Origin of the sequence: Micromonospora sp. NPDC048894 (assembly GCF_040649765.1) — a bacterium.
GTDB classification, from domain to species: Bacteria; Actinomycetota; Actinomycetes; order Mycobacteriales; family Micromonosporaceae; genus Micromonospora; species Micromonospora antibiotica.
In genome coordinates, this window is the sequence record NZ_JBEZFY010000019.1 from 54080 (window position 1) to 76775 (window position 22696).

Genomic DNA, 22696 nt, shown 5'->3' on the forward strand with positions numbered 1-22696 from the left:
GCAGAGCCTACTGGCCGGGGGCCACCGCCACCGGGCACCCGACGGCACCGCCCGACGGGTCGGGCCGGCAGGATACGGGGGTGCGCGCCGCCCGGTTGATCTCCCTGGTGCTGCTGTTGCAGTCCCGCGAGACGATGACCGCCGCCGAACTCGCCCGTGAGCTGGAGGTTTCCGAGCGGACCGTCTACCGGGACGTGGTGGCGCTCTCCGCCGCCGGGGTGCCGGTCTATGCCGACCGGGGGCGGGCCGGGGGTTACCGGCTGCTCGGCGGCTACCGGACCCGGCTGACCGGGCTGACCCGGGACGAGGCGGAGGCGCTCTTCCTCACCGGACTGCCCGGCCCCGCCGGTGACCTGGGACTGGCCGACGCGGTGGCGTCCGCCGAGCTGAAGATGCTCGCCGCGTTGCCACCGGGCCTGCGTGACGCCCCGGCCCGTACCGGCCAGCGGTTCCACCTGGACGTCCCGGGCTGGTTCCGCGAGTCCACCCCGCCGCGCTGGCTGGCCGAACTGGCCCGGGCGGTGTGGCGGGACGGGGTGGTCGCCCTGCGGTACCGGCGCGGCGACCGGGAGGTGACCCGCCGGGTCGAGGCGTACGGGCTGGTGCTCAAGAGCGGCACCTGGTATCTCGTGGGCCGGGTCGACGACACGATGCGCACCTACCGGGTGGACCGGGTGCTCGACGTCGTCGCCGACCCGGCGACCTTCACCCGGCACGACGGCTTCGACCTGGGCGGCTACTGGCGGGAGCAGGCCGAGGCGTTCCTGCGGGACATGCTCGCCGCACGGGTCACCGTGCGGCTCAGCCCCGCCGGTCTGCGCCAGCTCCGCTTCCTCGCCGACACCCCCTTCGCGTACGACGAGGCAGTGGCCGCCGCCGGCACACCCGACGGGCAGGGTTGGGTGGTGACCGAGCTGCCCGTCGAGTCCGTCGAGGTGGCGTACCCGCAACTGCTCGGCCTCGGCCCCGAGGTGGAGGTGCTCGACCCACCGCAGCTGCGTGCCCTGCTCGCCGACGCGGCGGCCCGCTCGGCCGCCCGATACGGCGTCGGCCCGGACCACCCGACCCGCTGACGGCGACCGGGCCGACGAGCCGTCAGCGGTAGCCGGTGACGTCGGCGGGCCGGTCCGTCTCGACCACCTCGGTGAGGTAGCGGAAGGCGTCCGGCCGGCTGCCGTCGAGGTCGGTGAAGCCGTACACCCGGGCCAGTTCGCCGGCCGAGACGGACGCCTGGTTCCAGCGGGCCCGGTCCTCGTCGGCGGCCAGTGCGGCGACCGCCCGCCCGACGAAGGCCGGGGTTTCCGAGATGAGGAAGTGCGGGTCCGTCGCCGCGCCGTCGCGCCAGGTCTGCTCGGTCACCCCGAAGTGTTCCAGCATCGCCTCGGAGCGGATCCAGCCGGGGGTGAGCGCCACGGCGGTGCACCCGTGCGGCGCCAGCTCGTGCCCCCAGCTGTACGCGAGCCGGGTCACCGACACCTTCGCCAGGTCGTAGAAGACGGACAGCCGGTAGTGCGTGTCGTTGTACGCCCGGGTGCCGTCGCCGATCTCGACGACCAGGCCGCCGGGGCGGCGGATCAGCAGCGGCAGCGCGAAGTGGCTGGTGACGATGTGGGTGTCCACCGCCAGCCGCAGGGTGCGGAACCCGGCGTCCAGCGGCTGCTCCCAGACCGGCTTCTCCCAGGTGATCAGCGGGTCGGCGCCCCACACGTCGTTGACCAGCACGTCGAGCCAGCCCTGTTCGGTGTCGATCCGGGCCACCAGGTCGCGTACCTGCTCGGGCACCAGGTGGTCGACCCGGACCGCGATGCCGGTGCCTCCGGCGGCGGTGACCAGCTCGGCGGTCTCCTCGATGGTCTCGGCGCGGTCCAGCTCGGAGCGGCCGGCCCGGCTGCTGCGGCCGGTGGCGTAGACCGTCGCCCCGGCCGCGCCGAGCTGGACCGCGATCTGCCGGCCCGCGCCCCGGGTCGCGCCGGCCACCAGCGCGACCTTTCCTTCCAACGGTGTCGTCGTCATACCGTCGAGGGTGGCAGTGATACCTGACAACCGAAGTCCGGTTTCGCGGAGCGGTTCGGTCCGGCATGCTCCCGGCATGCACCTGCTGCTCTCCGGGATCGTCGGCTCGGTCGCCTACGGGCTGGCCGGCCCCGGCTCCGACGTGGACCGGATCGGCGTCTTCGCCGCCCCGACGGTGGCCTTCCACGGCCTGCGGCCGCCCCGGGAGTCGGTGGTCACCACCGACCCGGACGTCACCCTGCACGAGGCCGGCAAGTACGCCCGGCTGGCGTTGAGCGGCAACCCGACGGCCACCGAGCTGATCTGGCTGCCCGACGACTGCTACGAGACCCGTACGGAGCTCGGTGACCGCCTGATCGCCATCCGGTCGGCGTTCCTCAGCGCACCGCGTGTCCGCGACGCCTACCTCGGCTACGCGAGCCAGCAGTTCCGCAAGCTGACCACCCGCGACTCGACGGTGGGCGGCCGGCGCCGCTCGGCCAAGCACGCCCGGCACCTGGCCCGGCTGCTGCACCAGGGGCGGACCCTCTACGCCACCGGCGTGCTGGAGATCCGGCTGGCGGACCCGGCGTGGTTCCGGGCGTTCGGTGAGCGGGTCGCGGGCGGCGCGCTCACCGAGGCGGAAGCGCTGGTCGCCGAGGCGGAACGGGACTTCGACCGGCTCCGCACCCCGCTGCCCGACCGGCCCGACGAGGCGACGGTGGAACGCTGGCTGCGTGCCGTCCGCGCCGCCCACCTGCCGCCGCCTGACTGACCCACGGCAGCCGTTGCCGGGGTCCGTGCCGGGCCCGCGACGAGGCGATCAGACTGCTTCCACCCCGAGCTGGGTGGTGAGCAGCAGGGTGTCGGCGTTGAGCCAGTAGTCGGTGATCAGGCCGTGCCTCGTCCGCAGCGTGTCGGTGCCCGTGAAGCGGACCGTGGTGCCGGGCGCGGCTGTCGCCCCGGGGAATCCTCCGCCGTACGTGCCGTCGGCGACCCACCGCACGACCACGTGGCTGCCGTCGATGATCGGGCCGACCTCGACGGTGAAGCGCAGGTCGGGGAAGGCTCCCCGGATCTGGCCGATCAGGTCGACCATGCCGGCCGGGCCGTGCACGGCACTGCCGTCGCCGCCGTCGAGCAGCGCGGCCCGGACCCGGACGTCCGGCGCGATGAGGTGCTCGGCCAGCGCGTAGTCGCCGTTCCAGAGCTGGACCCAGTCGCGGGTCACCTGCTGCTGCGTCCGGCGGGTGTCGTCGGGCCCGTCGGGCCGCGTGTGGGTGGTGGCGGTGCCGCCAGCCAGCGCGGGAACGCTGCTGCCGGTCAGCACGCCACCGGCGATCAGGAGCGCGGTGAGGGTGACGGTGGACCTGCGGTTCATGATGACTCCTCCATGAATGAGATCAGCTCGCTTTAGTTATAGCCTATAACTACAGTGATTTGACGTCAACACGAGCGGAGTAGCGGAGTGGTGGCGGGGCGATCGCGGGCCTACCGGTCCGGGCAGACGGACGGCAACGGCGGCAGGCGGGGCCGCACAGGCGGCAGGCCGAGCCGGGGGCAGCCGAGCCGGGGCGGGCGGGCCGGGGCGGGGCAGGCGGGCCGGGGCGGGGCAGGCGGGCCGGAGGCGGGCGAACGCCTGGAACGAGTGCCGGGGCCGGCACCGGGGACATCCGTCCACACCGGACTGCCAGCTCGGATCCGACGGTCCGCCGGATCCCGACCGGGCGGAGGCCACGGGCGGACAGAACGCGTCCCGGGCCCGGCCCGGGGCCTAGTCGTTGAGGAAGGTGGAGATCCGGTCCCGCAGGTCGGCGCGGTCGGTCCAGGCGAACCCGGGACGGTCGTAGACGTGCAGTGTCGCCTGCGGCAACGCGTCGGCCAGCTCGGCGGCGATGTGGGTGGGGTGCAGGTCGTCGCCGACGCAGCCGATCACCAGGGCCGGTGCGGTCACCCCGGCCAGGGCGGCGAGGTCGGCCAGCGGGGACTGCTCCGGCAGGTCGGACAGACCGGCGGCGAGCCCGTCCCGCAGCAGCTGGTCGAGTCGCTGACGCAGGTAGGCCCAACCGGCCGGGGTGTTGCGGACCGACGGCGGCAGTTCCAGGGCGACCACGTCCGCCACGGCCGAGGCGTCGCCCCCGGCGACCGCGTCGAGCAGGTCGGCCAGTCGTTGCCGGGCGACCGGGCCACGCGGCCGGTCGAGGACGGCGGGCAGCAGGAAGACCAGTTTCTCGAACCGGTCCGGGCTCTCGACGAGCAGCCGGCAGAGCGCGCCCGCGCCGAGGCTGGCGCCGAACGCCCGAGTGGCGCCGCTGAGGTCCGCCACCGCCCGCAGGTCGCGGGCCAGGTCGAGGTAGCTCCACGGGCCGGGCGGGGCGTCGGAGCGGCCGTGCCCCCGGAACTGGAAAAAGACCCGTCGGCCGGTGACGGCACTGCCGAACGGGCGGGTGGTGGCGATGCCGTTGCCGAATCCGTGGGCAAACACGGTGACCGGGTCACCGACGCCGGTGACCAGCCGTTCCAGCTGTACGTCGTGCGGGGTGGCGACCAGCTCGGTCTCCGGTTCCGGCAGGGCGGGTCGCCCGGTACGCGGTGCGCCGGGCCCGGGCCCCCAGGTGCGGGGTCCGCCGTCCGGCGGTGGCGGCCAGCGGAAACCCCTCACCAGAACCCTTTGCCGTCGTGCAGGTCACGCAGCCCGACCCGGACGTCCAGCAGGTAGATCAGGCCGGCCGCGATGCCGATCAGCCCGAAGATGCTCAGCGCGCCGAAACCAAGCAGGGTGAGCAGCATGCAGACGGCCAGGATCGCGATCCAGCCGCCCTTGGGGAGGGTGCCGATGGCCGGGAAGGCGTCCGAGCGCTGGGTGAACGCGTGCACCAGCGAGATGCCCTGCACAGCCAGGGCGAACACGAGCAGGATCAGATCGATCACGTAGACGAGGTGGAACACGAAGATCGGCGCGGCGATGGCCATGCCGGCCAGCATATGCCGACGGCCCCGGAAACGTCCGTCAGGACGCCCCCGGGGCCGGTGTCGGCGACGGTCACTCGGCGGCCGGGCGGGTCCGCTTCGTGGTCTTCGGCTGCTTCGCCGTCGGATCGGTGGCGACGGGCTTGGCGGCGACCTTGGTCGCGGCCGGCTTGGTCGCGGCCTTGGTGGCCCGGGACCGGGTGACCTTGGCTGCGGCCGGCTTGGCCTCGACGACCTGCGCCACGTCCGCCGGGGTCGGCGGGTGGTCCGTGTCGGCCTGCGCCACGGCAGCCGGGGTCGGGGTGCGGTCCTGGTCGGTCCCGGCCTGCGCCCCGGCCGGGACGGTGGCGTCGGTCGCCTCGATGTCGGCGTTGACGGTCTCGGCGGCCTCCAGCACCCCGGCACCGACCACCCGCTCACCCCGGGCGATCAACGCGCCGTACGCGGCCAGTGCCCGTTCCTGGGCCGCCTGCGCCCCGGCGAGCACCACGGCGGCGTTGCGGGTGGCGGCACCGCGCAGCTTGTCGAGGTCCAGCTCGGCGCGGAGCTTGTCCAGGTCCAGCTCGGCGCGGAGCTTGTCCAGGTTCAGCTCGGTGGGCGTGGCCTTCTCGCGCAGGCCGGTGGCGGTCAGGTTGGCGGTACGGAAGGTCTCGGTGGCCTTCTGGCGTAGCTCGAACCCGGTCACGACGGCCTTGCCGCCCCACTCGGCGGCGACCTTGGTGCCGTCGGCGACGACCCGGTTGCCCAGCTCGCTCACCACGGTCGGCAGCTTGCGCAGCTGCTGGATGGCCAGTTCCCCGGCACCGGCGGCGGCGTAGACGGGGGCCGGAATGCGGTTGGTCTTCGGCTGGGTCATGACAACTCCTCCTCGGCCGCTCCGGCGGCCTTGTCGTTGCTGGTCGTGGGCGCGGCATCCGCCGTGCCGTCATGGGTGCCGGCGGTGGGCGCGGTGCGCGTCCCGCTGGCGGTGGGCGCGGTGCGCGTCTCACCGGTCGCGGGTGGGGTCCCCACCCCACCGGTGGTGGGTGCGGTGCGCGTCTCACCGGTCGCGGGGGCGGGGGCGGTGCCCGCCTCGGTGACGGCGACCGATTCGAGGACGGCCTCGGTCGGGGTGCCTTCCGGGGTGACCGGTCCGGTGGCGGCCGGCGTCACCGTGGCCGCCGCCTCCGTCGGCCCGGTCGGCGTCGGTACGGCGTACGCGGAGGTCGGCGCGGCCGGTCCGGGGCCGGCGTCCGGGCGGTCCACCGCGGCGGCGGTCCGATCGGTGACGACCGGTTGATCCGTGCCGGCGACCCCATCGGGGACCGTCTGGTCGGTGCCGGGGCGGTTCGTGCCGGCCGGCTCGTCCGTGCCGGGTTCCGCCGGGGCGGAGTGGTCGGCGGTGGCCTCGGACAGCCGGGTGTTCTCCCGCCGGAAGGTCTCGTATATCTGGCTGAGCGACTGTTTCTGCGCCATGGTCAGGTCGGGGTCGACCGCGATGGCGGCGAGCACTCCCTGACCCTCCTTGTCGTCGAGCAGCCCGGCCCGCAGGTACATCGCCGGGGTGGAGACCCGCAGCGCGCTGGCGAGCTGCTGGAGCACCTCGGCGCTGGGCTTGCGCAGGCCCCGCTCGATCTGACTGAGGTAGGGGTTGCTCACGCCGGCCTGCTCGGCGAGCTGGCGGAGCGAGATCTTGGCGTTCCGCCGCAGGTCACGGATGAATCCGCCGACGTCGGGTAGATCCTTGGGTGCGGCCATACCCCAACGGTAGTCCGCGCTGCTAGCTCCAGCAAGCAAAACGCTAGCCAGAGTTAGCAAGGTAACAGGAGGCAAAGTACGTTGCGGCCCGGGATGTCCGGTCGTAACTTGCACGGCGTGACCCAACAGATCGCTGTCAACGGCACCACCCTCGGCTACGACGAGGTCGGCACCGGCACGCCGGTGCTCCTGCTGCACGCGGGCATCGCCGATCGGCGGATGTGGCGCGAGGTGTGCGCCGCCCTCGCCGACCGGCACCGGACGATCGCGCTGGACCTGCGCGGCTATGGGGACTCGGCGCTGCCGCCGGAGTCCTTCGCCCACCGCGACGACGTGGTGGCGGTGCTGGACGCGCTCGACATCGACCGGGCCGCCCTGGTCGGCTGCTCCTTCGGCGGGGCGGTGGCGATCGACACCGCGCTGGCGTACCCGCAGCGGGTGTCGGCCCTGGCGCTGTTCGGCACCGCCGTCTCCGGGCACGAGTGGTCGCCGGACACCGAGGAGTTGTGGGACCGGCTGGTCGGTGAGGTCGACGAGGAGGACCTGGCGGCGAGCGCGGCCGGTGAGGTCCGGTTCTGGGTGGTCGGCCCGCACCGCCGTCCGGAGGATCTCGACCCGGCGCTCATCGCCTTCGCCGAGGAGTCGGACCGGCGGGCCCTCGCCGCCGAGCAGGCGTTGAGCGCGGTCGACGTCGTCGACCTCGACCCGCCCGCCATCGGCCGCCTCGACGAGTTGGACCTGCCGGTCCTCGTCACCGCCGGTGCCGTCGACATCCCGGACATCATCCGGCTGGCCGACCGGATCGCCGCCGAGGCCCCCCGGGCCGTCCGCCTGCCCGACATCCCCGAGGCCGCGCACCTGATCCCGGTGGAACGCCCCACCGAGGTGGCCGAGGCCCTCCGCGCCTTCCTGCCCTGACCGGCCCCGCACCCCGGGCCCGTCCCGCACCCTGGTGCGGCCCGGCCACGGATCGCCCGCAGCTCACCAGACGGGACGCACTCCACCGACCGGAAGAGCACCGCCGAGCAGGGGAACCTCCGCGTACTCGGTGAGGACGGGGGCCCGCACACCGAGCCGGCGCAGCGCGGAGACCAGCACCGGCATCCGGGCGCGGGTGGCACCGTCGTCGATCTTGAGGGTGACCGCGCCGACGCCGGGCAGCGCCGCCGCGATCACCCCCTCCGCGCCGATCTTGGCCAGCATTCCGGGTACGCCGCGCATCAGGCGGGTGTCGTCCGCCACGGTGCCGCCGACCACCTCCGGGTACGCCCGCATCGCGTCCGCCACCGTGCGCTCCGGGGAGCCGGGCTCGGCGGCCACCAGCCGCAGGTAGGCCCGGGCCAGCCCGGTCAGCGAGACCGCCAGCACGGGCGCACCACAACCGTCCACGCCGACCGCCGCCGCCGGCTCGCCGGTGAACTCCTCGATCGTGGCGGTCAGCCGCTGCTGCAACGGGTGCTCCGGCCGCCAGTACCCGTCCACCGGCCAGCCGGCCGCCAGGCAGGTCAGCAGCATCCCGGCGTGCTTACCGGAGCAGTTCATCGCCAACCGGCTCGGGCCACCACCGGCCCGCAGCACGGCCTCCCGGGCCGCCTCGCCGAACGGCAGGTCGGGCGGGCAGTGCAGGGCCCCCGGGTCCAGGCCCGCGGAGCCCAGCAGCGCCGCGACCCGGGCCAGGTGGAACTCCTCACCGGCGTGGCTGGCCGAGACCACCGCGACGTCGGCGGGGTCGGTCACCGCGAGCCCGGCCCGGAGCATCCCGAGCGCCTGCAACGGCTTGCTGGCCGAGCGGGGAAAGATCGGCGGGACGCCGTTCCCGGCACCGGCCACCGGCGCACCGGCGGCGTCGAGCACCACCACCGAGCCCCGGTGCACACCCTCCACGAACCCGGACCGGACCACCTCGGCGAGCGGCTCGCCACCCTCGTACGTCTTGGACACCTGGCGAAGGTACCGACGGGGGCCGGCACCCCGACACCCGGGTGACCTGCGACGTCGACCACCGGCGTACAGGAGTGCCGGGGCAGGCGCGGCTTACCGGGCGGACCTGCCCCGGCCGGGCCCACGGCGGGCCCCGACCCGGAACCGCAGCACCGGCCGGACCGGTCCGGCCCGCCGGGCGGGCTAGCGGAACAGCAACTGACGGGCTTCGGTGGTGGTCAGCGGGGGGCGCTGGGCGAGCTGCGCGAACCCGACCGCGCGGGCCACCAGCTGCATGTTGGACTCCACCGGGCGACCCTTGGCGTACGTCACGGTGTCCTCCATACCGACCCGCAGGTGACCGCCGGTGGAGAGCGAAGCCAGCAGCACCGCGATGGTGCTGCGACCGACGCCGGTGGCCGAGAAGGTGGTGCCCGCCGGCAGGTCACGCAGCATCTGCTGGGCGGCGACCAGGGTGGCGGTGGTGCCCGGCATCCCGCCCGGCACCCCCATCACGAAGTCGACGTGCACGTGCCCGCCGTACGGCAGGCCGTGCCGGTCCAGCAGGCGTTGCAGGGCGGTGAGGTGACCGAGGTCGAAGATCTCGTACTCGGGGAGGATGCTGCGCTCCTGCATCCGGGTGTGCAGGTCGACGATGAACTCCCACCGGTTGAGGAAGACGTCGTCGCCGAAGTTGACCGTGCCCATGGTGCAGGAGGCCATGTCCGGCGCGGCGTCCAGCACGGCCAGCCGGTCGGCCTCCGGATCGGTCACCGCCCCACCCGAGGAGAGCTGCACGATCAGGTCGGTGCTCTCCCGCAGCGCCGCCACGGTCTCCCGCAGCCGCCCCTGGTCGAGGGTGGGCCGGGCCTGGTCGTCGCGGATGTGGACGTGGATCACGGAAGCGCCGAGCGCCTCGCACTCCTTGGCGGTGAGCAGCAACTCGTCGAGGGTCACCGGCAGCGCCGGCACCTGCTCCTTGGCCGACTCCGCGCCCGTCGGGGCAACCGTGATCAACGTCCCTGTCGTCATGCCGGCGATGGTAGCCGCCCCGGCCGCCCCCGGTCGACGCCGCAGGCCGGCCCGACAGGAAGAACCGCACATCAGGAGAGAGAGACGCGAAGAAATTCCCGCCGAATCGGCTGGCGGTAGGCATCCTTACTTCGCCGACGAGCACAACCGGAGGCGAACCCACCGCCCGGGCGACGCCGGGAAGCACGGACCCACCGCCCGGGCCACGCCGGGAAGCACGGACCCACCGCCCGGACCATGCCGGAAAGCGCGACCCACCGGCCGGGACGGGCTACTCCGGGTCGATGGCCGCGGCGGTGTCGCCCACCGACAGCCGGGCGTCGTCGGCGAGGTTGCGTTTGACCACGGCGAGCGCGACCTGACCCAGCTCGTAGTGGTGCACGGCGGTGCCGACGAAGCCGACCGTCCGGCCGTCCAGGGTGACCGGGGTGCCGGACGCCGGCAGCTGGTCGGTGGTCACCCCGTCCAGGTGCAGCAGGACGAGCCGACGCGGCGGCCGGCCCAGGTTGTGCACCCGGGCGACGGTCTCCTGCCCCCGGTAGCAGCCCTTGTCCAGGTGCACCGCCGGGGCGATCAGGCCCGCCTCGGCGGGGATCGTCCGGTGGTCGGTGTCCACCCCGACCCGGGCCCGTCGGGCGGCCACCCGCACCGCCTCGTACGCCCACAGGCCGGCCGGGGGGACGCCGTGCTCGCGCAGCGCGGCGACGACCTCGTCCAGGGCGGGCCGGGGCACCAGCAGGTCCACCCCCAGCGGGACCCGACGGGCCCAGCCACCACCGGTCAGCGGCTGGACGTCGTACGAGACGGTGGGGCGGGGGGGCAGCTCGCCGGAGCGGAACTTCGGACCCGGCACCGCGAGCACCTCGGGGGCGGTCAGGCCGGTGACGCCCAGCGTGGCGACGGCGTCGGTGGCCTGCGGCCCGACCAGCGACAGCAGCGCGTGGCCGGCGGTGACGTCGCGCGGCTCGACCTGGCTGAAGAACCGCATCTTCTCCAGGTACGTCAGCAGGTCGGCGGTCATCCCCGGCTCGGTGTCCAGCCAGGTGGTCGTGCCGTCCTCGGCGACCATGGCGTGCTGCTCGACGTGCCCGTGCGGGCTGAGCACCAGCAGCTCGGTGCCCTGGCCGGGGCCGAGCGCGGCGAGGTGCTGGCTGGTCAGGGTGTGCAGCCAACCGATCCGCTCCGGGCCGGTGACGGCGACGACACCCCGGTGCGAGCGGTCCACCAGGCCGACCCCGGTGGCCAGGGTGCGCTGCTCGCGCATCGGGTCGCCGTAGTGCGCGGCGACACCCCGCACCCCGGCCGCCCGGTGCCCGGCGTCCGGCTGGTCCCGGCTGGCCTCGTCGATCGCCTCGACGGCCACCGCTCCCGCGATGTCGATCATGTTGGTTCCCCGTCCTCACAGTTGCCGCAGACGCCGAAGAGCGCCACGTGCCCGATGTCCACCTGGAAGTTCCGCTCGGTGGCGAGCCGGTCGGCCAGCGGGCGCATCAGCTCCGGGTCGATCTCGTCGACCGCGCCGCACTCCCGGCAGACCAGGTGGATGTGCTGGTGCTCACCCGCCGCGTGATAGGTCGGCGAGCCGTGCGACAGGTGGGTGTGGGTCACCAGGCCGAGCCGTTCCAGCAGCTCCAACGTCCGGTAGATGGTGGTGATGTTGACCCCGGCGGCGACCTCCCGGACCGCCGTGTGCACCTGCTCGGGTGTGGCGTGCCCCAGGTCGAGCACGGCCTGCAGGACCAGTTGCCGCTGCGCCGTCAGTCGCAGCCCACGCGAGCGGAGCATTTCCGCCAGGGAGGATTCGGACACCGTCCGATCATAGTTCGGCCCGCGCCGGTCACCGCCCGCCCGCCACCGGGCCGCCGGGCGGGTCACGTCACCGGGCTCGGGGGTGCGACGGGTCACGCCGTTAGGCTCGGCGGTCATGGTGGCATCGAGGGTCGCCGTGCTCGGTCGGGGCGTCGTCCCCGCGACGGAGCCGGTGCTACGCGGGAACGACCTGGGTGTGCTGCGCGGGGACGGGCTGTTCGAGACCATGCACCTGCGCGGCGGAAACCCCTGGTTGCGTACCGCCCATCTGGCCCGGCTGCGGGCCGGGGCCGCCGCCCTGGAACTCCCGCTGCCCCCGGACGGGGCGCTTGTGGAACTGCTGGACGGCATCGCCGCCGGCTGGCCCACCGAGGTCGAGGGCGCATTGCGCCTGGTCTGCACGCGGGGGCCGGAGGGGGGTGGGCTGCCCACCGTGTACGCCACCCTGACCGAGGTGCCGGCCGCCGCGAAACGGCTCCGCGACGTCGGGGTCACCGTCGCCACCCTGCCCCTCGGGGTGCCGGCGACCGCCCGCCCCGAACTGTCCTGGCTCCCGGCGGGCATCAAGTCGATCTCGTACGCGACCAACAGCGCCGCCCGCCGCTGGGCCGCCCGCAGCGGGGTGGACGACGTGCTCTGGGTCTCCACCGACGGCTACGTGCTGGAGGGGCCCAGCGCGAACGTCGTCTGGCTGGACGGCGACACGCTCTGCACCGTCCCGGCCGCGCGTACCGGCATCCTGCCCGGCACCACCTGCGGCTGGCTGCTCGACCACGCCGCCGGGCTGGGCCTGGGACGGGCCGAACGGATGGTCACCCCGACCGGGCTGCACGCCGCCGCCGGGATCTGGCTGACCTCCTCGGTACGCGGTCTGGTCGAGGTCAGGTCCCTCGACGGCACCGGCCGCCCACCCGCCCCGCACACCCCCCGCCTCCAGGAACTGCTGGGCTTCGCCTGACCGGCCCGACCGGCGGATTGGCGGAGGTCAGCCGCCGGTCGGCTGAGTCCGGTGGCCGGTGGCGGAGGGTCAGCCGGCGACCCGGACCAGGCGGGCCGACAGGTGCGGGGAAAGGCTGTGACCCACACCCGCCATCTCCTGGGCGTAGAGCAGTGCCCCCTCCACGATGCCGAAGAGCCGGGCGCCCGCCGTCACCTCCTTGGCCGTGGCGGTACGCACCACCGCGTCGGTGGCGAACTCGATCTGGGTGCCCGTGCGCTTGCCGATGTGCAGCTCCATGATCCCCGTCGGGGTGGTCATCAGCGCTTCCAACTCGTCGGTGACCCGCTCACCATCCAGCACCGGACGCCACCAGCCCACCTCGCGCCCGGCCGGACGGATCGGACGGCTCTCCTCGTCGAGCAGCCACGCCCGCGACTCGTAGAACAGGAACGGCCGGCCGTCGTGGCTGATCCGGATCTCCTGGGCGTAGTCGAAGTCCTCGATGGTGGGGAACCCGCCCCGACCCCGACCCCGCCACACCCCGACGTACGGCAGCAGGCCGTCCAGCGCCGGGTGCAGCTTCGGACCGACCCGCAGGTCATGGCTCTCCTGGTAGGGGTACTCCTCGACCGGCGGCGCGTTCAACCACGGCGGCTGAAGGGGATTCTCGCTCACCGGCTCTCCTTCGTTCGCGACTGCGGGGCTCGCAACCCCGGCTCGCTCCTCGCGCTCACCCGGCCACCTTCGTTCGCGACTGCGGGGCTCGCAACCCCGGCTCGCTCCTCGCGCTCACCATTTACCTCTCGACAGGCGTACGGCCAGGTAGACCAGGCCACCGGCGAGCGCGCCGAGGCCGGCGACCAGCAGGCTGACGAACCCGATCTCGGTAACCATCATGGTCATCCTATGCTGGGTCCCATGGGCCGCACTCTCGTCGTCAAGGCCACCGCCGGAGCGGACGCCCCGGAGCGGTGCGCGCAGGCGTTCACGGTGGCCGCCACGGCCGCCGCCGCCGGGGTGCCGGTGTCGCTCTGGCTGACCGGTGAGTCCGCCTGGTTCGCCGTGCCCGGCCGGGCCGAGCAGTTCACCCTGCCGCACTCCGCGCCGCTGGCCGACCTGCTGGGCGTCATCCTCGCCACCGGGCAGGTCACCGCCTGCACGCAGTGCGTCGCCCGGCGGGACATCGGCCCGGACGACGTGCTGCCCGGCGTCCGGATCGCCGGGGCGGCCGTCTTCGTCGAGGAGGCGATGGCCGAGGGCGCGCAGGCGCTGGTCTACTGACAGCCGGCTGCGGAACGCACCCGCCTCCACCGTTCGGCCACACCGTTCGCCCGTTGTACGCGCACTGCCGATCCTGAACCCAATTGTCGTTTTGCTGCCTACCATTCGGGGGTGAGCCAGGCGACGGAGGAGTTCTTCGCATCGTTGCCGGCGCGCGCCCCGGCGATCCTGCGCGCCCCGGTCACCGGCACCCTCCAGATCGATCTCACCACCGACAACCGCACCGACCACTGGCTGGTACGGCTCAGCCCCGGCAGGGCCGTGGTGGACCGGGCCCGGGGCCCGGCGGACGCGGTGTGGAGCAGCAGCGCCGACCTCTTCGAACGGCTGGCCACCGGCACCGCCCAGAGCATCTCGGCGGTGCTGCGCAACGAGTCCACGTTCAGCGGGAACGTGATGCTGTTCCTGGTCTTCCGGCAGTTCTTCCCCACCCCGCCCGGCGTCCGCGACCCCCGGGAGACCGCCCGCGAGCAGACCGGGCGGGCCTGATGCAGCAGCGGGTGAGCATCCTCGACGGCAACACCTTCCTGGTCTGCGACAGCAGCGGGGACGTCGAGCCGTCGTTCGACTTTCCCACCGGGATGTTCTCCTTCGACACCCGGTTCCTCTCCACCTGGCTGCTCACCCTCGACGGGGAGCGCCTGCACGCCCTCTCGGTCGACGACGCGCACTCCTACCAGACCCGGTTCTTCCTCGTCCCCGGCGAGCCGACGCACTACCTCGACGCCAAGGTGTCGATCATCCGCAGCCGGTCGATCGGCGGCGTCTTCACCGAGGAACTCACCGTGCTCAACCACTCCGGCCGGGAGGCGCGGTTCCAGTTGCGGCTGGAGATGGGCTCGGACTTCGCCGACCTGTTCGAGATCAAGCACCAGCGGCCGAAGAAGGGTCGGACCAGCGCGGAGGCCGGTGAGAACAAGCTGCGGCTGACCTACCGCCGCGAAGCCTTCCACCGGGAGGCGCTGATCGTCAGCAGCACCGACGCCCACGTCGACGAGCGCGGGATGACCTGGTCGATCACCGTCGAGCCGCACTCCGGGTGGAGCACCTGCGTGACCGTGACGCCGATCATCCACGGGGCCCGGGGCGAGGACGTCCGGGCGATCACCGCGCTGGGCGCCGCGCGCGGCCCGGCCGTCATCCGTGACGAGCAGGAGGCGCTGGTCGGTCGGGCCCCGCAACTCGGCTGCGACTGCGAACCGCTCGCCGGGGCGTACCGGCAGAGTCTGCACGACCTGGCGGCGCTGCGGTACGAGTCGATCACGTTGGGCGTCCGGCTGCTCGCCGCCGGTCTGCCCTGGTTCATGACCCTTTTCGGGCGGGACAGCATGCTCACCTCGTTGCAGGTGCTGCCGTTCCTGCCGGAGCTGGTCCCGCCGACGATCCTGATGCTGGCCGGGCTCCAGGGTTACCGGCTCGACGACTTCCGCGACGAGGAACCCGGCAAGATCCTGCACGAGCTGCGGTACGGCGAGACCGCCGGCTTCGAGGAGCAGCCGCACTCCCCCTACTACGGTGCGGCCGACTCGACCCCGCTGTTCGTCATCCTGCTCGACGAGTACGAGCGCTGGACCGGGGACGCCACGCTGGTCAAGCAACTGGAAACCCCGGTCCGGGCCGCGCTGCACTGGATCGACACCTACGGCGACCTGCTCGGCACCGGTTACGTCTGGTACCGCAGCCGCAACCCGGAGACCGGCCTGGAGAACCAGTGCTGGAAGGACTCCTGGGATGCCATCTCCTACGCCGACGGCCGGCTGCCCGGCTTCCCCCGCGCCACCTGCGAGATCCAGGGGTACGCCTACGACGCCAAGCGGCGCGGGGCGCGGATGGCCCGGCTGTTCTGGAACGACCCGGAGTACGCCGACCGGCTGGAACGGGAGGCGAAGGCGCTCAAGGAACGCTTCAACCGGGACTTCTGGATTTCCGAGAAGAACCACTACGCCCTCGCCCTGGACCCGGACGGCCGGCACGTCGACTCGCTCACCTCCAACATCGGTCACCTGCTGTGGAGCGGCATCGTCGACGAGCCCCGGGCCGCCATGGTCGCCGAGCACCTGCTCGGCCCGAGGCTCTTCTCGGGTTGGGGGGTACGCACCCTGGCCACCGACGAGGGCCGCTACAACCCGATCGGCTACCACGTGGGCACGGTGTGGCCGTTCGACAACGCCTTCATCGCCTGGGGTCTGAGCCGGTACGGCTTCCGTGAGGAGGCCGGCCGGATCTGCGAGGCGATGATCAACGCTTCGCGGTACTTCGATGGGCGGCTGCCCGAGGCGTTCGCCGGTTTCGACCGCACCCTCACCGACTATCCGGTGCAGTACCCGACGGCGTGCAGTCCGCAGGCGTGGTCGGCCGGCACCCCGCTGCTGCTGTTGCGGGTGATCCTCGGCCTCGAACCGCAGGGCGAGCATCTGATCATCGATCCGTTGGTGCCGGAGGGGATGGGCCGGGTCGAGCTGCTGGACATCCCGGGCCGGTGGGGTCGGGTCGACGCCCTGGGCCGCAGCCGCACCCCGCACGACCACGATCACCGCGACTGACCCGGCAACGGACGGACCGGCGGGCGGGGCGGGCGTCGGCCCGATCAGGTGGGGCAGCCGGGCAGGGGTCGACCGGATCAGGCGGGGCAGCCGGGCGGGCGTCGACCGGACCAGGCGGGCAGCCGGGCGGTCAGGCGGGGCAGCCGGTGGAGACGGAGAGCCGCAGTTGCGCGCCGGTGCCGTCGGCCAGCACGGTGGTCGGGCCGCTGCGGTAGGCGTACACCTCGGGGAGGTCGACCACCGGAGGGCCGGCGGCCAACGGGCGCAGGCCGGTCAGCGCGGCCGGTGCGGCCCCGGCCGTGACGGCGACGGTACGGGCGGTGCCGCCGCCCGGGCAGGGGGCGGTGACCGGTTGCGGGGCGGTCTGCGCCGCGCGGCCCAGGGCCGCCAGCGCGGCGTCCAGCGTCGGATCGGCCGACGCAGCCGGGGGTTGCGGATAGCCGGCACCGACCGGGCGGCAACCGGTGTCGGCGGTCAACCGGACCCGGCCGCCGCTGGTGACCCGCCCCTGCACGGTGACGAACCCCCCCGCGTCGGCGCGCAGCCGGGGCCCCGCCGAGCCGGAGCGCACCCCGGCCCGCCAGTCGGCCGGCAGCCGGTCGGCGACCCGGTCCAGCAACGCCCGCTCGCCACCCTCGGCCACCAGCACGTCCAGCCCCCGGCTCAGGGTCGCACCGGCGGACATCGGGGTGATCCGGCAACCGCGCTCGACCTGTGGCCCGGTCAGCGCCCAGGCCCCGTCGCCGACCGCCGCGACGAGTCGACCGAGGGCCCGGTCCACCACCGGGCCGGCTTCGGCGAGGGTGCGCTGCTCCCGCACGGTCGGCGCGTCGTTGCGCGCCGACCACCAGGTGAGCACACCCAGCAGCACCGCCCAGGCCACCGTCACCACCAGCAGCCAGCGCAGCCGGCGGCGCGGCGCGGACGGGCCGGGCGGTGGGGCGTACCCCGGATGGACGGCACCACTCACCGGATCATCGTGTCACGGCCCCACCGCAGGCCGGCCGGGCGGTACGCCGAGCCGGTAGCCGACACCGCGCACGGTCTGCACCTGCGGGCAGCCCGGCACCGCGCGCAGCTTGCGGCGCAGCCGCTTGACCGCCGAGTGCAGGATCGCCGCGTCGCCCAGCCAGGCACCGCCCCAGACCGAGCCGAAGATCCGTTCGTAGCTCCAGACCGCCCCCGGGTCACCGGCCAGCCGGGCCAACAGCTCCCGCTCCAACCGGGTCAGCGCCAACGGCTCCCCCCGCCAGGTGACCAGGTGACCGGCCGGGTCGACGACCAGATCGCCGCAGCGCACCGGGGTCGGCCCGGTCGGTGGCGCGGCGGACGCCGGCGGGGTCGGGAAGAGCATGGCGCGTAGTTCGGCCAGGTCGGCACAGATCACCACCGGGCCGAGGTCGTCGAGCCGGCGGACCACCCGCTCCCGGACCGAGACGTCGGCGCTCACACAGACCACGAACGGGATGTCGACACCGGTCACACGTCCTCCCCAGGAGCGCACCTGCCGCCCGCTGCCGACGGTCCCGTCCGCCCACGACAGGTGCCGACGCGGCTGGAGTCAGCCTAACGGTCAGCGTGGCGCCTGGTTACTGACCAAATACTGACCGACCCGATCCATTGATCAGTATGGTTCTCCGGCTGAGCATGATGCACAGCGGCCGTGGGGGGCCGGCCCTCCAGCACCCACCACCGGCCGTCTCCCCCAGCCGCTCCGCGTGGCCACCACCACGGCACACGCGGCCGGGTCCGAACCGATCGGGCCCGACGACGTGGGGAGGAACAGCGTGCTCAGACGACCGACCGGACGACCGTCCCGGTGGCGATTGGTGGCCGCGCTCGCGGCCGGACTGTTGGGCCTCACCGCCCAGCCCGCACTACCCGCCGGTGCCGCACCGGCCGCGCCCCGGGCCACTGTGGACCAGCAGGTCCTCGACGGGCTCGCCGACGGCACCGAAACCTTCCTGGTCTACCTGCGCGAGCAGGCCCCGCTCGCCGACGCGGCCCGGCTGCGCAGCCCGGACGCCCGCGCCGGTGAGGTGCACCGACTGCTCACCACCACCGCCGAGCGGACCCAGCGCGACCTGCGCGCGGTGCTCGACGACCGCAAGGCCACCTACACCGCGTACTGGATCGCCAACGCGCTACGGGTGACCGGCGACCGGGCGCTGCTGGACGTCGTCGCCGCCCGTCCCGAGGTCGCCCGGATCTCCCCGACCCGCAGCTACCCGCTGATCCGCCCGGTCCGCAGCACTGACGCGCGGGCCGGCACCGACGCCGTCGAGTGGGGGTTGACCAACATCGGCGCACCCCGTGTCTGGGACGAGTTCGGCGACCGGGGTGAGGGCCTGGTCGTCGCCAACATCGACAGCGGCGTCCAGTTCGACCACCCGGCGCTGGTCAACTCCTACCGGGGCAACCTCGGTGGCGGCACCTTCGACCACAACTACGACTGGTACGACCCGGCCAACGTCTGCCCGCAGGACGCCCCCTGCGACAACAACGACCACGGCACCCACACCATGGGCACGATGGTCGGCACCGACGGGTCCGCCAACCAGGTCGGGGTCGCCCCCGGCGCGAAGTGGATCGCCGCCAAGGGCTGCGAGTCCAACAACTGCTCGGACGCCTCACTGCTGGCCGCCGGCCAGTGGGTGCTCGCCCCGACCGACCTCAACGGCCAGAACCCCCGCCCCGACCTGCGCCCCGACATCGTCAACAACTCCTGGGGCGGCGACGGCGGCGACCTGTGGTACCAGCAGACCGTGGCCGCCTGGCGGGCCGCCGGGATGTTCCCGGTCTTCTCCGCCGGCAACGACGGCCCGGCCTGTGGCAGTGCCGGCTCCCCCGGTGACAACTCCAACGCGTACGCGGTCGGCTCGTACGACGTGAACAACAACATCTCCGGCTTCTCCGGTCGGGGCAACGCCACCGACCCGGCCGGGTTGAAGCCGAACATCGCCGCGCCCGGCAGCAACGTGCGCTCCAGCGTCCCCGGCAACGGGTACGCGTCGTTCAACGGCACCTCGATGGCCGCCCCGCACGTGGCCGGCACGGTCGCCCTGGTCTGGTCGGCCGCGCCCAGCCTGCGTGGTGACATCGCCGCCACGGAGGCACTGCTCGACCGCACCGCGACCGACGTCGACGCGACCACCTGCGGGGGCACCGCCGCCGACAACAACGTCTTCGGCGAGGGCCGGCTCAACGCGTACGAGGCGGTCCGGCAGGCCCCGCGCGGGCCGGTGGGCCGGATCAGCGGCACGGTCACCGACACCGCCGACGGTGACCCGGTCGCCGGTGCCACCGTCGCCGACGGCGACCGCAGCACCACCACCGGCACGGACGGCCGGTACACGCTGACCGTGCCGGCCGGCGAGACCACGCTGACCGTGTCCGCGTACGGCTTCCGGACCGCGACCGGCACCGTGACCGTCCCGGAGGACGGCACGGTCACCCGGGACTTCGCCCTGACGGCGACCCCGACGGTCACCGTCTCCGGTCGGGTCACCGACGGCTCCGGGCACGGCTGGCCGCTGTACGCCAAGATCGAGGTCGCCGGCCGGCCCGGCGCACCGGTCTTCACCGACCCGGTGACCGGCCGGTACTCCTTCACCGTGGCCGGCAACACCGACTACAAGCTCACCGTCACCGCGAAATACCCGGGCTACCGGACGGTGACCAAGGACCTGACCGTCGGCGCGACGGCCACCACCGCGGACATCCCGGTCCCGGTCGAGGCGGCCTGTGTCGCCGCCGGTTACACCGGCAGCCTCAGCGCGCCGCTGTTGTCGCAGAGCTTCGACGGCACCACCGCACCGGAGGGCTGGTCGGTGCGCAACCGCACCGAGAAGGGCGGCTGGGTCTTCAACGACCCGGGCGCGCGGGGCAACCTGACCGGCGGCACCGGCGGGTTCGCGATCGTCGACAGCGACAAGCTGGGCACCGGCAACACCCAGGACACCGACCTGATCGCCCCGCCGGTCGACCTGTCCGCCTCGGCCGCGCCGCTGCTGCGGTTCCGCAGTGACTGGCGGGCGGTCGGGATCAGCGACACCGCCGACGTGGACGTCTCCACCGACGCCGGGGCGAGCTGGACGAACGTGTGGCACCAGACCGCCAGCCGGCGGGGCCCCCGCGTCGAGGAGGTGCCGCTGACCCCGGCGGCCGGCGCGACCGGGGCGCTGGTGCGCTTCCGGTTCAAGGGCACCTTCGCCTGGTGGTGGCAGGTGGACGACGTCCAGCTGGTCAACCGGGACTGCACCCCCGTGCCGGGTGGCCTGGTGGTCGGCAACACCACCGACCGCAACACCGGCGCGGCCGTCAACGGGGTGACGGTGACCAGCGTCGACCGGCCCACCGACACGGCCGTCTCGGCGGCCACCCCGGACGACCCGAACCTGCCGGACGGCTTCTACCACCTCTTCTCGGGGCTGACCGGCGCCCACCCGTTCACCGCGTCCCGGCCGCCGTACACCCCGGTCACCCAGCAGGTGACGGTGGTGGCCGACAGCACCCGCCGGGCCGACCTGGCCCTGGCCGCGGGGCGGCTCACCGTCAGCACCACCACGATCGAGGCCCACCAGCCGTACGGCAGCACCCGCAACGCCAAGGTGACGGTCCGCAACACGGGCTCCGCCCCGGCGACCGTGGAGCTGCTGGAACGCGGTGGCGGGTTCGAGGTGCTGTCCACCGGCGGCGCACCGCTGCGGGAGCAGGTGGTCAAGGGGATCAGCACCGGCCGTACCGGTGCCCGGTACGGCGGCGGGAACGCCGACGCCGCGCCGCAGGCCGACGACGCCTGGACGCGGATCACCAACCTGCCCGCCGCGATCTACGACAACGCGGCGGCCAACCTGGACGGCAAGGTCTACTCGGTCGGCGGCGGTGGCGACACCGGCAACGAGCGCAAGGCCTGGGTGTTCGATCCGACCACCGGCGTCTGGACGGCGCTGCCCGACCTGCCGCACGCCCGTTCCAAGCCGTCCGCCGTGGGCATCAGCGGCAAGCTGTACGTGCTCGGCGGCTGGGGCGACGGCACCGGTGCCGAGCCGACGGTGGACGTCTTCGACCCGGCCAGCGGTTCGTGGAGCACCCTGGCCGGGGCGGTCAACCCGGCCCCTGCCGCCGCAGCCGGCACCGCCGTGGCGGGTGGCAAGGTGTACCTGGTCGGTGGCTGCGTCGACACCACCTGCACGGAGAGCAACAAGCTGGTGGTGTTCGACCCGCGTACCGGGACGTTCCGGGCCGGAGCGGCCTACCCGCACCCGGTCTCCTGGCTGTCCTGTGGCGGGATCGGTGCCCAGGTGTACTGCGCCGGTGGCGTCGCCGACGACGAGTACACCGACGCCTGGCGGTACGAGCCGGCGTCGGACACCTGGAGCCCGCTGCCGAACCTCCCGGTCGACCTGTGGGGCTCCCAGTACGCGTCGGCCGGCGGCATGCTGGTGCTGGCCGGCGGGGTGACGGGCGGCTCGACGTCGGTCACCAACCGGACGGTCGGCTTCGACCCGGTCGCCGGGGCGTGGCGGAACCTGCCGAACGCCCAGTTCAACAGGTACCGGGGCGCTGCCGCCTGCGGGGCGTACAAGATCGGTGGTTCGCCCAGCTCGTTCGTCGGCTCGGCGGACAGCGAGCGGCTCGGTGGGCTGGAAGGCTGCGCCGACGCCAGTGACCTGCCGTGGCTGTCCACCGCACCGACCAGCTTCACGCTGGCCCCGGGGGCGTCCCAGACGGTCACCGTCACGCTGACCGCCACGGCGGCGGCCGGGGTGCTCCAGCCCGGGGCATACTCGGGTGAACTGGGGATCACCTCGGACACGCCGTACCCGGTGTCGTCGGTCGGTGTCGAGATGAACGTCTCGCCGCCGAACAACTGGGGCAAGATCCAGGGCACGGTGACCGGGGTGACCTGCGGCGGCCAGACCGTCGGCGTCCCGGCCACGATCCGGCTGAACCTGGTCGGCTCGACCACCGGCACCACGCTCACCGCCGACGCCCAGGGCCGCTACGCCTGGTGGCTGCCGAAGGGCAAGTACGAGGTGATCGTGGCGAAGGACAGCTGGGTGCCCCAGGTCCAGCGGGCCGTCGTGGAAGCAGGCATCGTCGGCACGCTCGACTTCCGCCTGGCTCCGACGTCGACCTGTGCGGGCGCACGGGCGTCCGGCCTCTGACCGGACAGCCGCATTGACGGTGGCCGTCGACCCCTCCCGGGGTCGGCGGCCACCGCCATCTCCGCCCGGCCTCGGCCCCGGCCCCGGCCGGGTTGGGCTCGGCCGGGTTGGGTTGGGCTCGGTCGGGATCGCTATTTCCTCACCGGGACCCACCCCTCCCGGCCAGCTCGGGACGCCCACTGCACGATTCAACCCTTCGACCACCACCGAACTCGCCGGGGCCCGCCCCTCTCGGCCAGCTCGGGGTAGCCACACTATGTTTCTGAACCGGATATGCCTGTGGGTCATAAATATGACGGACA

Annotated in this window: 22 protein-coding genes; 8 read left to right on the plus strand and 14 right to left on the minus strand. The window is 73.6% G+C overall.

Annotated elements, in window-relative coordinates; genetic code table 11:
• Positions 1-80: 80 nt before the first annotated feature.
• A complete protein-coding gene (locus tag AB0C22_RS28860; protein WP_357538080.1) occupies positions 81-1073 on the plus strand; it encodes a YafY family protein in 993 nt (330 codons plus the stop codon).
• 22 nt (positions 1074-1095) lie between these two features.
• Here AB0C22_RS28860 and AB0C22_RS28865 read toward each other — a convergent pair whose 3' ends face one another.
• Positions 1096-2013 carry an SDR family oxidoreductase gene (locus AB0C22_RS28865; protein ID WP_357538082.1) on the minus strand — a complete coding sequence of 306 codons (918 nt, stop codon included), beginning with the start codon at positions 2011-2013 and terminating at the stop codon, positions 1096-1098.
• 76 nt (positions 2014-2089) lie between these two features.
• On the opposite strand from AB0C22_RS28865, the gene AB0C22_RS28870 reads away from it, so the two are divergent.
• On the plus strand, positions 2090-2767 hold the full coding sequence (locus tag AB0C22_RS28870) for a nucleotidyltransferase domain-containing protein (RefSeq protein WP_219464889.1): 678 nt from the start codon (positions 2090-2092) through the stop codon (positions 2765-2767).
• Between the two features lie 48 nt (positions 2768-2815).
• On the opposite strand, the gene AB0C22_RS28875 is transcribed toward AB0C22_RS28870, so the two are convergent.
• The 5 genes from AB0C22_RS28875 to AB0C22_RS28895 all read right to left on the minus strand — a co-directional run bounded on the left by AB0C22_RS28875 (position 2816) and on the right by AB0C22_RS28895 (position 6699).
• Positions 2816-3373, minus strand: coding sequence for a nuclear transport factor 2 family protein (locus tag AB0C22_RS28875; RefSeq protein WP_219464890.1), 558 nt, complete (start codon positions 3371-3373; stop codon positions 2816-2818).
• Between the two features lie 393 nt (positions 3374-3766).
• Positions 3767-4654, minus strand: a complete 888-nt coding sequence (locus tag AB0C22_RS28880; protein ID WP_219464891.1) for an alpha/beta hydrolase — start codon at positions 4652-4654, stop codon at positions 3767-3769.
• Positions 4651-4965, minus strand: coding sequence for a DUF2516 family protein (locus AB0C22_RS28885; RefSeq protein ID WP_091242743.1), 315 nt, complete (start codon positions 4963-4965; stop codon positions 4651-4653). Before AB0C22_RS28885 ends, AB0C22_RS28880 begins: the two co-directional genes overlap by 4 nt.
• Positions 4966-5035: 70 nt before the next feature.
• Positions 5036-5818 (minus strand): hypothetical protein, encoded by a 783-nt coding sequence (locus AB0C22_RS28890; RefSeq protein ID WP_219464892.1) that lies wholly within the window; start codon positions 5816-5818, stop codon positions 5036-5038.
• On the minus strand, positions 5815-6699 hold the full coding sequence (locus AB0C22_RS28895; RefSeq protein WP_357538084.1) for a helix-turn-helix domain-containing protein: 885 nt from the start codon (positions 6697-6699) through the stop codon (positions 5815-5817). The genes AB0C22_RS28890 and AB0C22_RS28895 overlap by 4 nt, the downstream gene beginning before the upstream one ends.
• A 117-nt stretch (positions 6700-6816) precedes the next feature.
• Between AB0C22_RS28895 and AB0C22_RS28900 the strand changes: the two genes are divergently transcribed.
• Positions 6817-7617: an alpha/beta hydrolase gene (locus AB0C22_RS28900; protein ID WP_308290921.1), complete on the plus strand. Its 801-nt coding sequence runs from the start codon at positions 6817-6819 to the stop codon at positions 7615-7617.
• A 63-nt stretch (positions 7618-7680) separates the two neighbouring features.
• Here AB0C22_RS28900 and AB0C22_RS28905 read toward each other — a convergent pair whose 3' ends face one another.
• The 4 genes from AB0C22_RS28905 to AB0C22_RS28920 form a co-directional block, all read right to left on the minus strand.
• Positions 7681-8640, minus strand: coding sequence for an asparaginase (locus AB0C22_RS28905; protein WP_219464895.1), 960 nt, complete (start codon positions 8638-8640; stop codon positions 7681-7683).
• 183 nt (positions 8641-8823) lie between these two features.
• Entirely contained in the window at positions 8824-9651 is an 828-nt protein-coding gene (locus AB0C22_RS28910; protein WP_357538087.1) for a 3-keto-5-aminohexanoate cleavage protein, read from the minus strand.
• Between the two features lie 271 nt (positions 9652-9922).
• Positions 9923-11035: a folate-binding protein gene (locus AB0C22_RS28915; RefSeq protein WP_357538089.1), complete on the minus strand. Its 1113-nt coding sequence runs from the start codon at positions 11033-11035 to the stop codon at positions 9923-9925.
• Positions 11032-11436: a Fur family transcriptional regulator gene (locus AB0C22_RS28920; RefSeq protein WP_219470400.1), complete on the minus strand. Its 405-nt coding sequence runs from the start codon at positions 11434-11436 to the stop codon at positions 11032-11034. Before AB0C22_RS28920 ends, AB0C22_RS28915 begins: the two co-directional genes overlap by 4 nt.
• A 139-nt stretch (positions 11437-11575) precedes the next feature.
• Here AB0C22_RS28920 and AB0C22_RS28925 point away from each other — a divergent pair, with 139 nt between their 5' ends.
• Positions 11576-12418: an aminotransferase class IV gene (locus AB0C22_RS28925; RefSeq protein ID WP_219464902.1), complete on the plus strand. Its 843-nt coding sequence runs from the start codon at positions 11576-11578 to the stop codon at positions 12416-12418.
• 69 nt (positions 12419-12487) lie between these two features.
• Here the strand turns inward: AB0C22_RS28925 and AB0C22_RS28930 are convergent, their stop codons facing one another.
• Complete coding sequence (locus AB0C22_RS28930) at positions 12488-13075, minus strand: FABP family protein (protein ID WP_208567886.1); 588 nt, start codon at positions 13073-13075, stop codon at positions 12488-12490.
• A gap of 114 nt (positions 13076-13189) precedes the next feature.
• The gene (gene mtfM / locus AB0C22_RS28935; RefSeq protein WP_067315095.1) at positions 13190-13294 is read right to left on the minus strand and encodes a small membrane protein MtfM; all 105 of its coding nucleotides are present in this window, start codon (positions 13292-13294) and stop codon (positions 13190-13192) included.
• A gap of 12 nt (positions 13295-13306) precedes the next feature.
• Here mtfM and AB0C22_RS28940 point away from each other — a divergent pair, with 12 nt between their 5' ends.
• The 3 genes from AB0C22_RS28940 (at position 13307) to AB0C22_RS28950 (ending at position 16224) form a co-directional block, all read left to right on the plus strand.
• Positions 13307-13681, plus strand: a complete 375-nt coding sequence (locus tag AB0C22_RS28940) for a DsrE family protein (RefSeq protein ID WP_208567885.1) — start codon at positions 13307-13309, stop codon at positions 13679-13681.
• A gap of 111 nt (positions 13682-13792) precedes the next feature.
• On the plus strand, positions 13793-14170 hold the full coding sequence (locus AB0C22_RS28945) for an SCP2 sterol-binding domain-containing protein (RefSeq protein ID WP_219464904.1): 378 nt from the start codon (positions 13793-13795) through the stop codon (positions 14168-14170).
• Positions 14170-16224 (plus strand): glycogen debranching N-terminal domain-containing protein, encoded by a 2055-nt coding sequence (locus AB0C22_RS28950; RefSeq protein WP_357538092.1) that lies wholly within the window; start codon positions 14170-14172, stop codon positions 16222-16224. The genes AB0C22_RS28945 and AB0C22_RS28950 overlap by 1 nt, the downstream gene beginning before the upstream one ends.
• Before the next feature lie 130 nt (positions 16225-16354).
• Here the strand turns inward: AB0C22_RS28950 and AB0C22_RS28955 are convergent, their stop codons facing one another.
• On the minus strand, positions 16355-17131 hold the full coding sequence (locus tag AB0C22_RS28955) for a hypothetical protein (RefSeq protein ID WP_357538127.1): 777 nt from the start codon (positions 17129-17131) through the stop codon (positions 16355-16357).
• Between the two features lie 75 nt (positions 17132-17206).
• Positions 17207-17707: a winged helix-turn-helix domain-containing protein gene (locus AB0C22_RS28960; RefSeq protein WP_308290922.1), complete on the minus strand. Its 501-nt coding sequence runs from the start codon at positions 17705-17707 to the stop codon at positions 17207-17209.
• A 304-nt stretch (positions 17708-18011) separates the two neighbouring features.
• Between AB0C22_RS28960 and AB0C22_RS28965 the strand changes: the two genes are divergently transcribed.
• The gene (locus AB0C22_RS28965) at positions 18012-22394 is read left to right on the plus strand and encodes a S8 family serine peptidase (protein WP_357538094.1); all 4383 of its coding nucleotides are present in this window, start codon (positions 18012-18014) and stop codon (positions 22392-22394) included.
• Positions 22395-22696: the final 302 nt, after the last annotated feature.

Coding starts and splice junctions, on each gene's coding strand:
- AB0C22_RS28865 (WP_357538082.1), bottom strand. CDS start 2,013: ATGACGACGACACCGTTGGAAGGAAAGGTCGCGCTGGTGGCCGGCGCG.
- AB0C22_RS28870 (WP_219464889.1), top strand. CDS start 2,090: ATGCACCTGCTGCTCTCCGGGATCGTCGGCTCGGTCGCCTACGGGCTG.
- AB0C22_RS28875 (WP_219464890.1), bottom strand. CDS start 3,373: ATGAACCGCAGGTCCACCGTCACCCTCACCGCGCTCCTGATCGCCGGT.
- AB0C22_RS28885 (WP_091242743.1), bottom strand. CDS start 4,965: ATGGCCATCGCCGCGCCGATCTTCGTGTTCCACCTCGTCTACGTGATC.
- AB0C22_RS28890 (WP_219464892.1), bottom strand. CDS start 5,818: ATGACCCAGCCGAAGACCAACCGCATTCCGGCCCCCGTCTACGCCGCC.
- AB0C22_RS28895 (WP_357538084.1), bottom strand. CDS start 6,699: ATGGCCGCACCCAAGGATCTACCCGACGTCGGCGGATTCATCCGTGAC.
- AB0C22_RS28910 (WP_357538087.1), bottom strand. CDS start 9,651: ATGACGACAGGGACGTTGATCACGGTTGCCCCGACGGGCGCGGAGTCG.
- AB0C22_RS28915 (WP_357538089.1), bottom strand. CDS start 11,035: ATGATCGACATCGCGGGAGCGGTGGCCGTCGAGGCGATCGACGAGGCC.
- AB0C22_RS28920 (WP_219470400.1), bottom strand. CDS start 11,436: ATGCTCCGCTCGCGTGGGCTGCGACTGACGGCGCAGCGGCAACTGGTC.
- AB0C22_RS28925 (WP_219464902.1), top strand. CDS start 11,576: ATGGTGGCATCGAGGGTCGCCGTGCTCGGTCGGGGCGTCGTCCCCGCG.
- mtfM (WP_067315095.1), bottom strand. CDS start 13,294: ATGGTTACCGAGATCGGGTTCGTCAGCCTGCTGGTCGCCGGCCTCGGC.
- AB0C22_RS28940 (WP_208567885.1), top strand. CDS start 13,307: ATGCTGGGTCCCATGGGCCGCACTCTCGTCGTCAAGGCCACCGCCGGA.
- AB0C22_RS28950 (WP_357538092.1), top strand. CDS start 14,170: ATGCAGCAGCGGGTGAGCATCCTCGACGGCAACACCTTCCTGGTCTGC.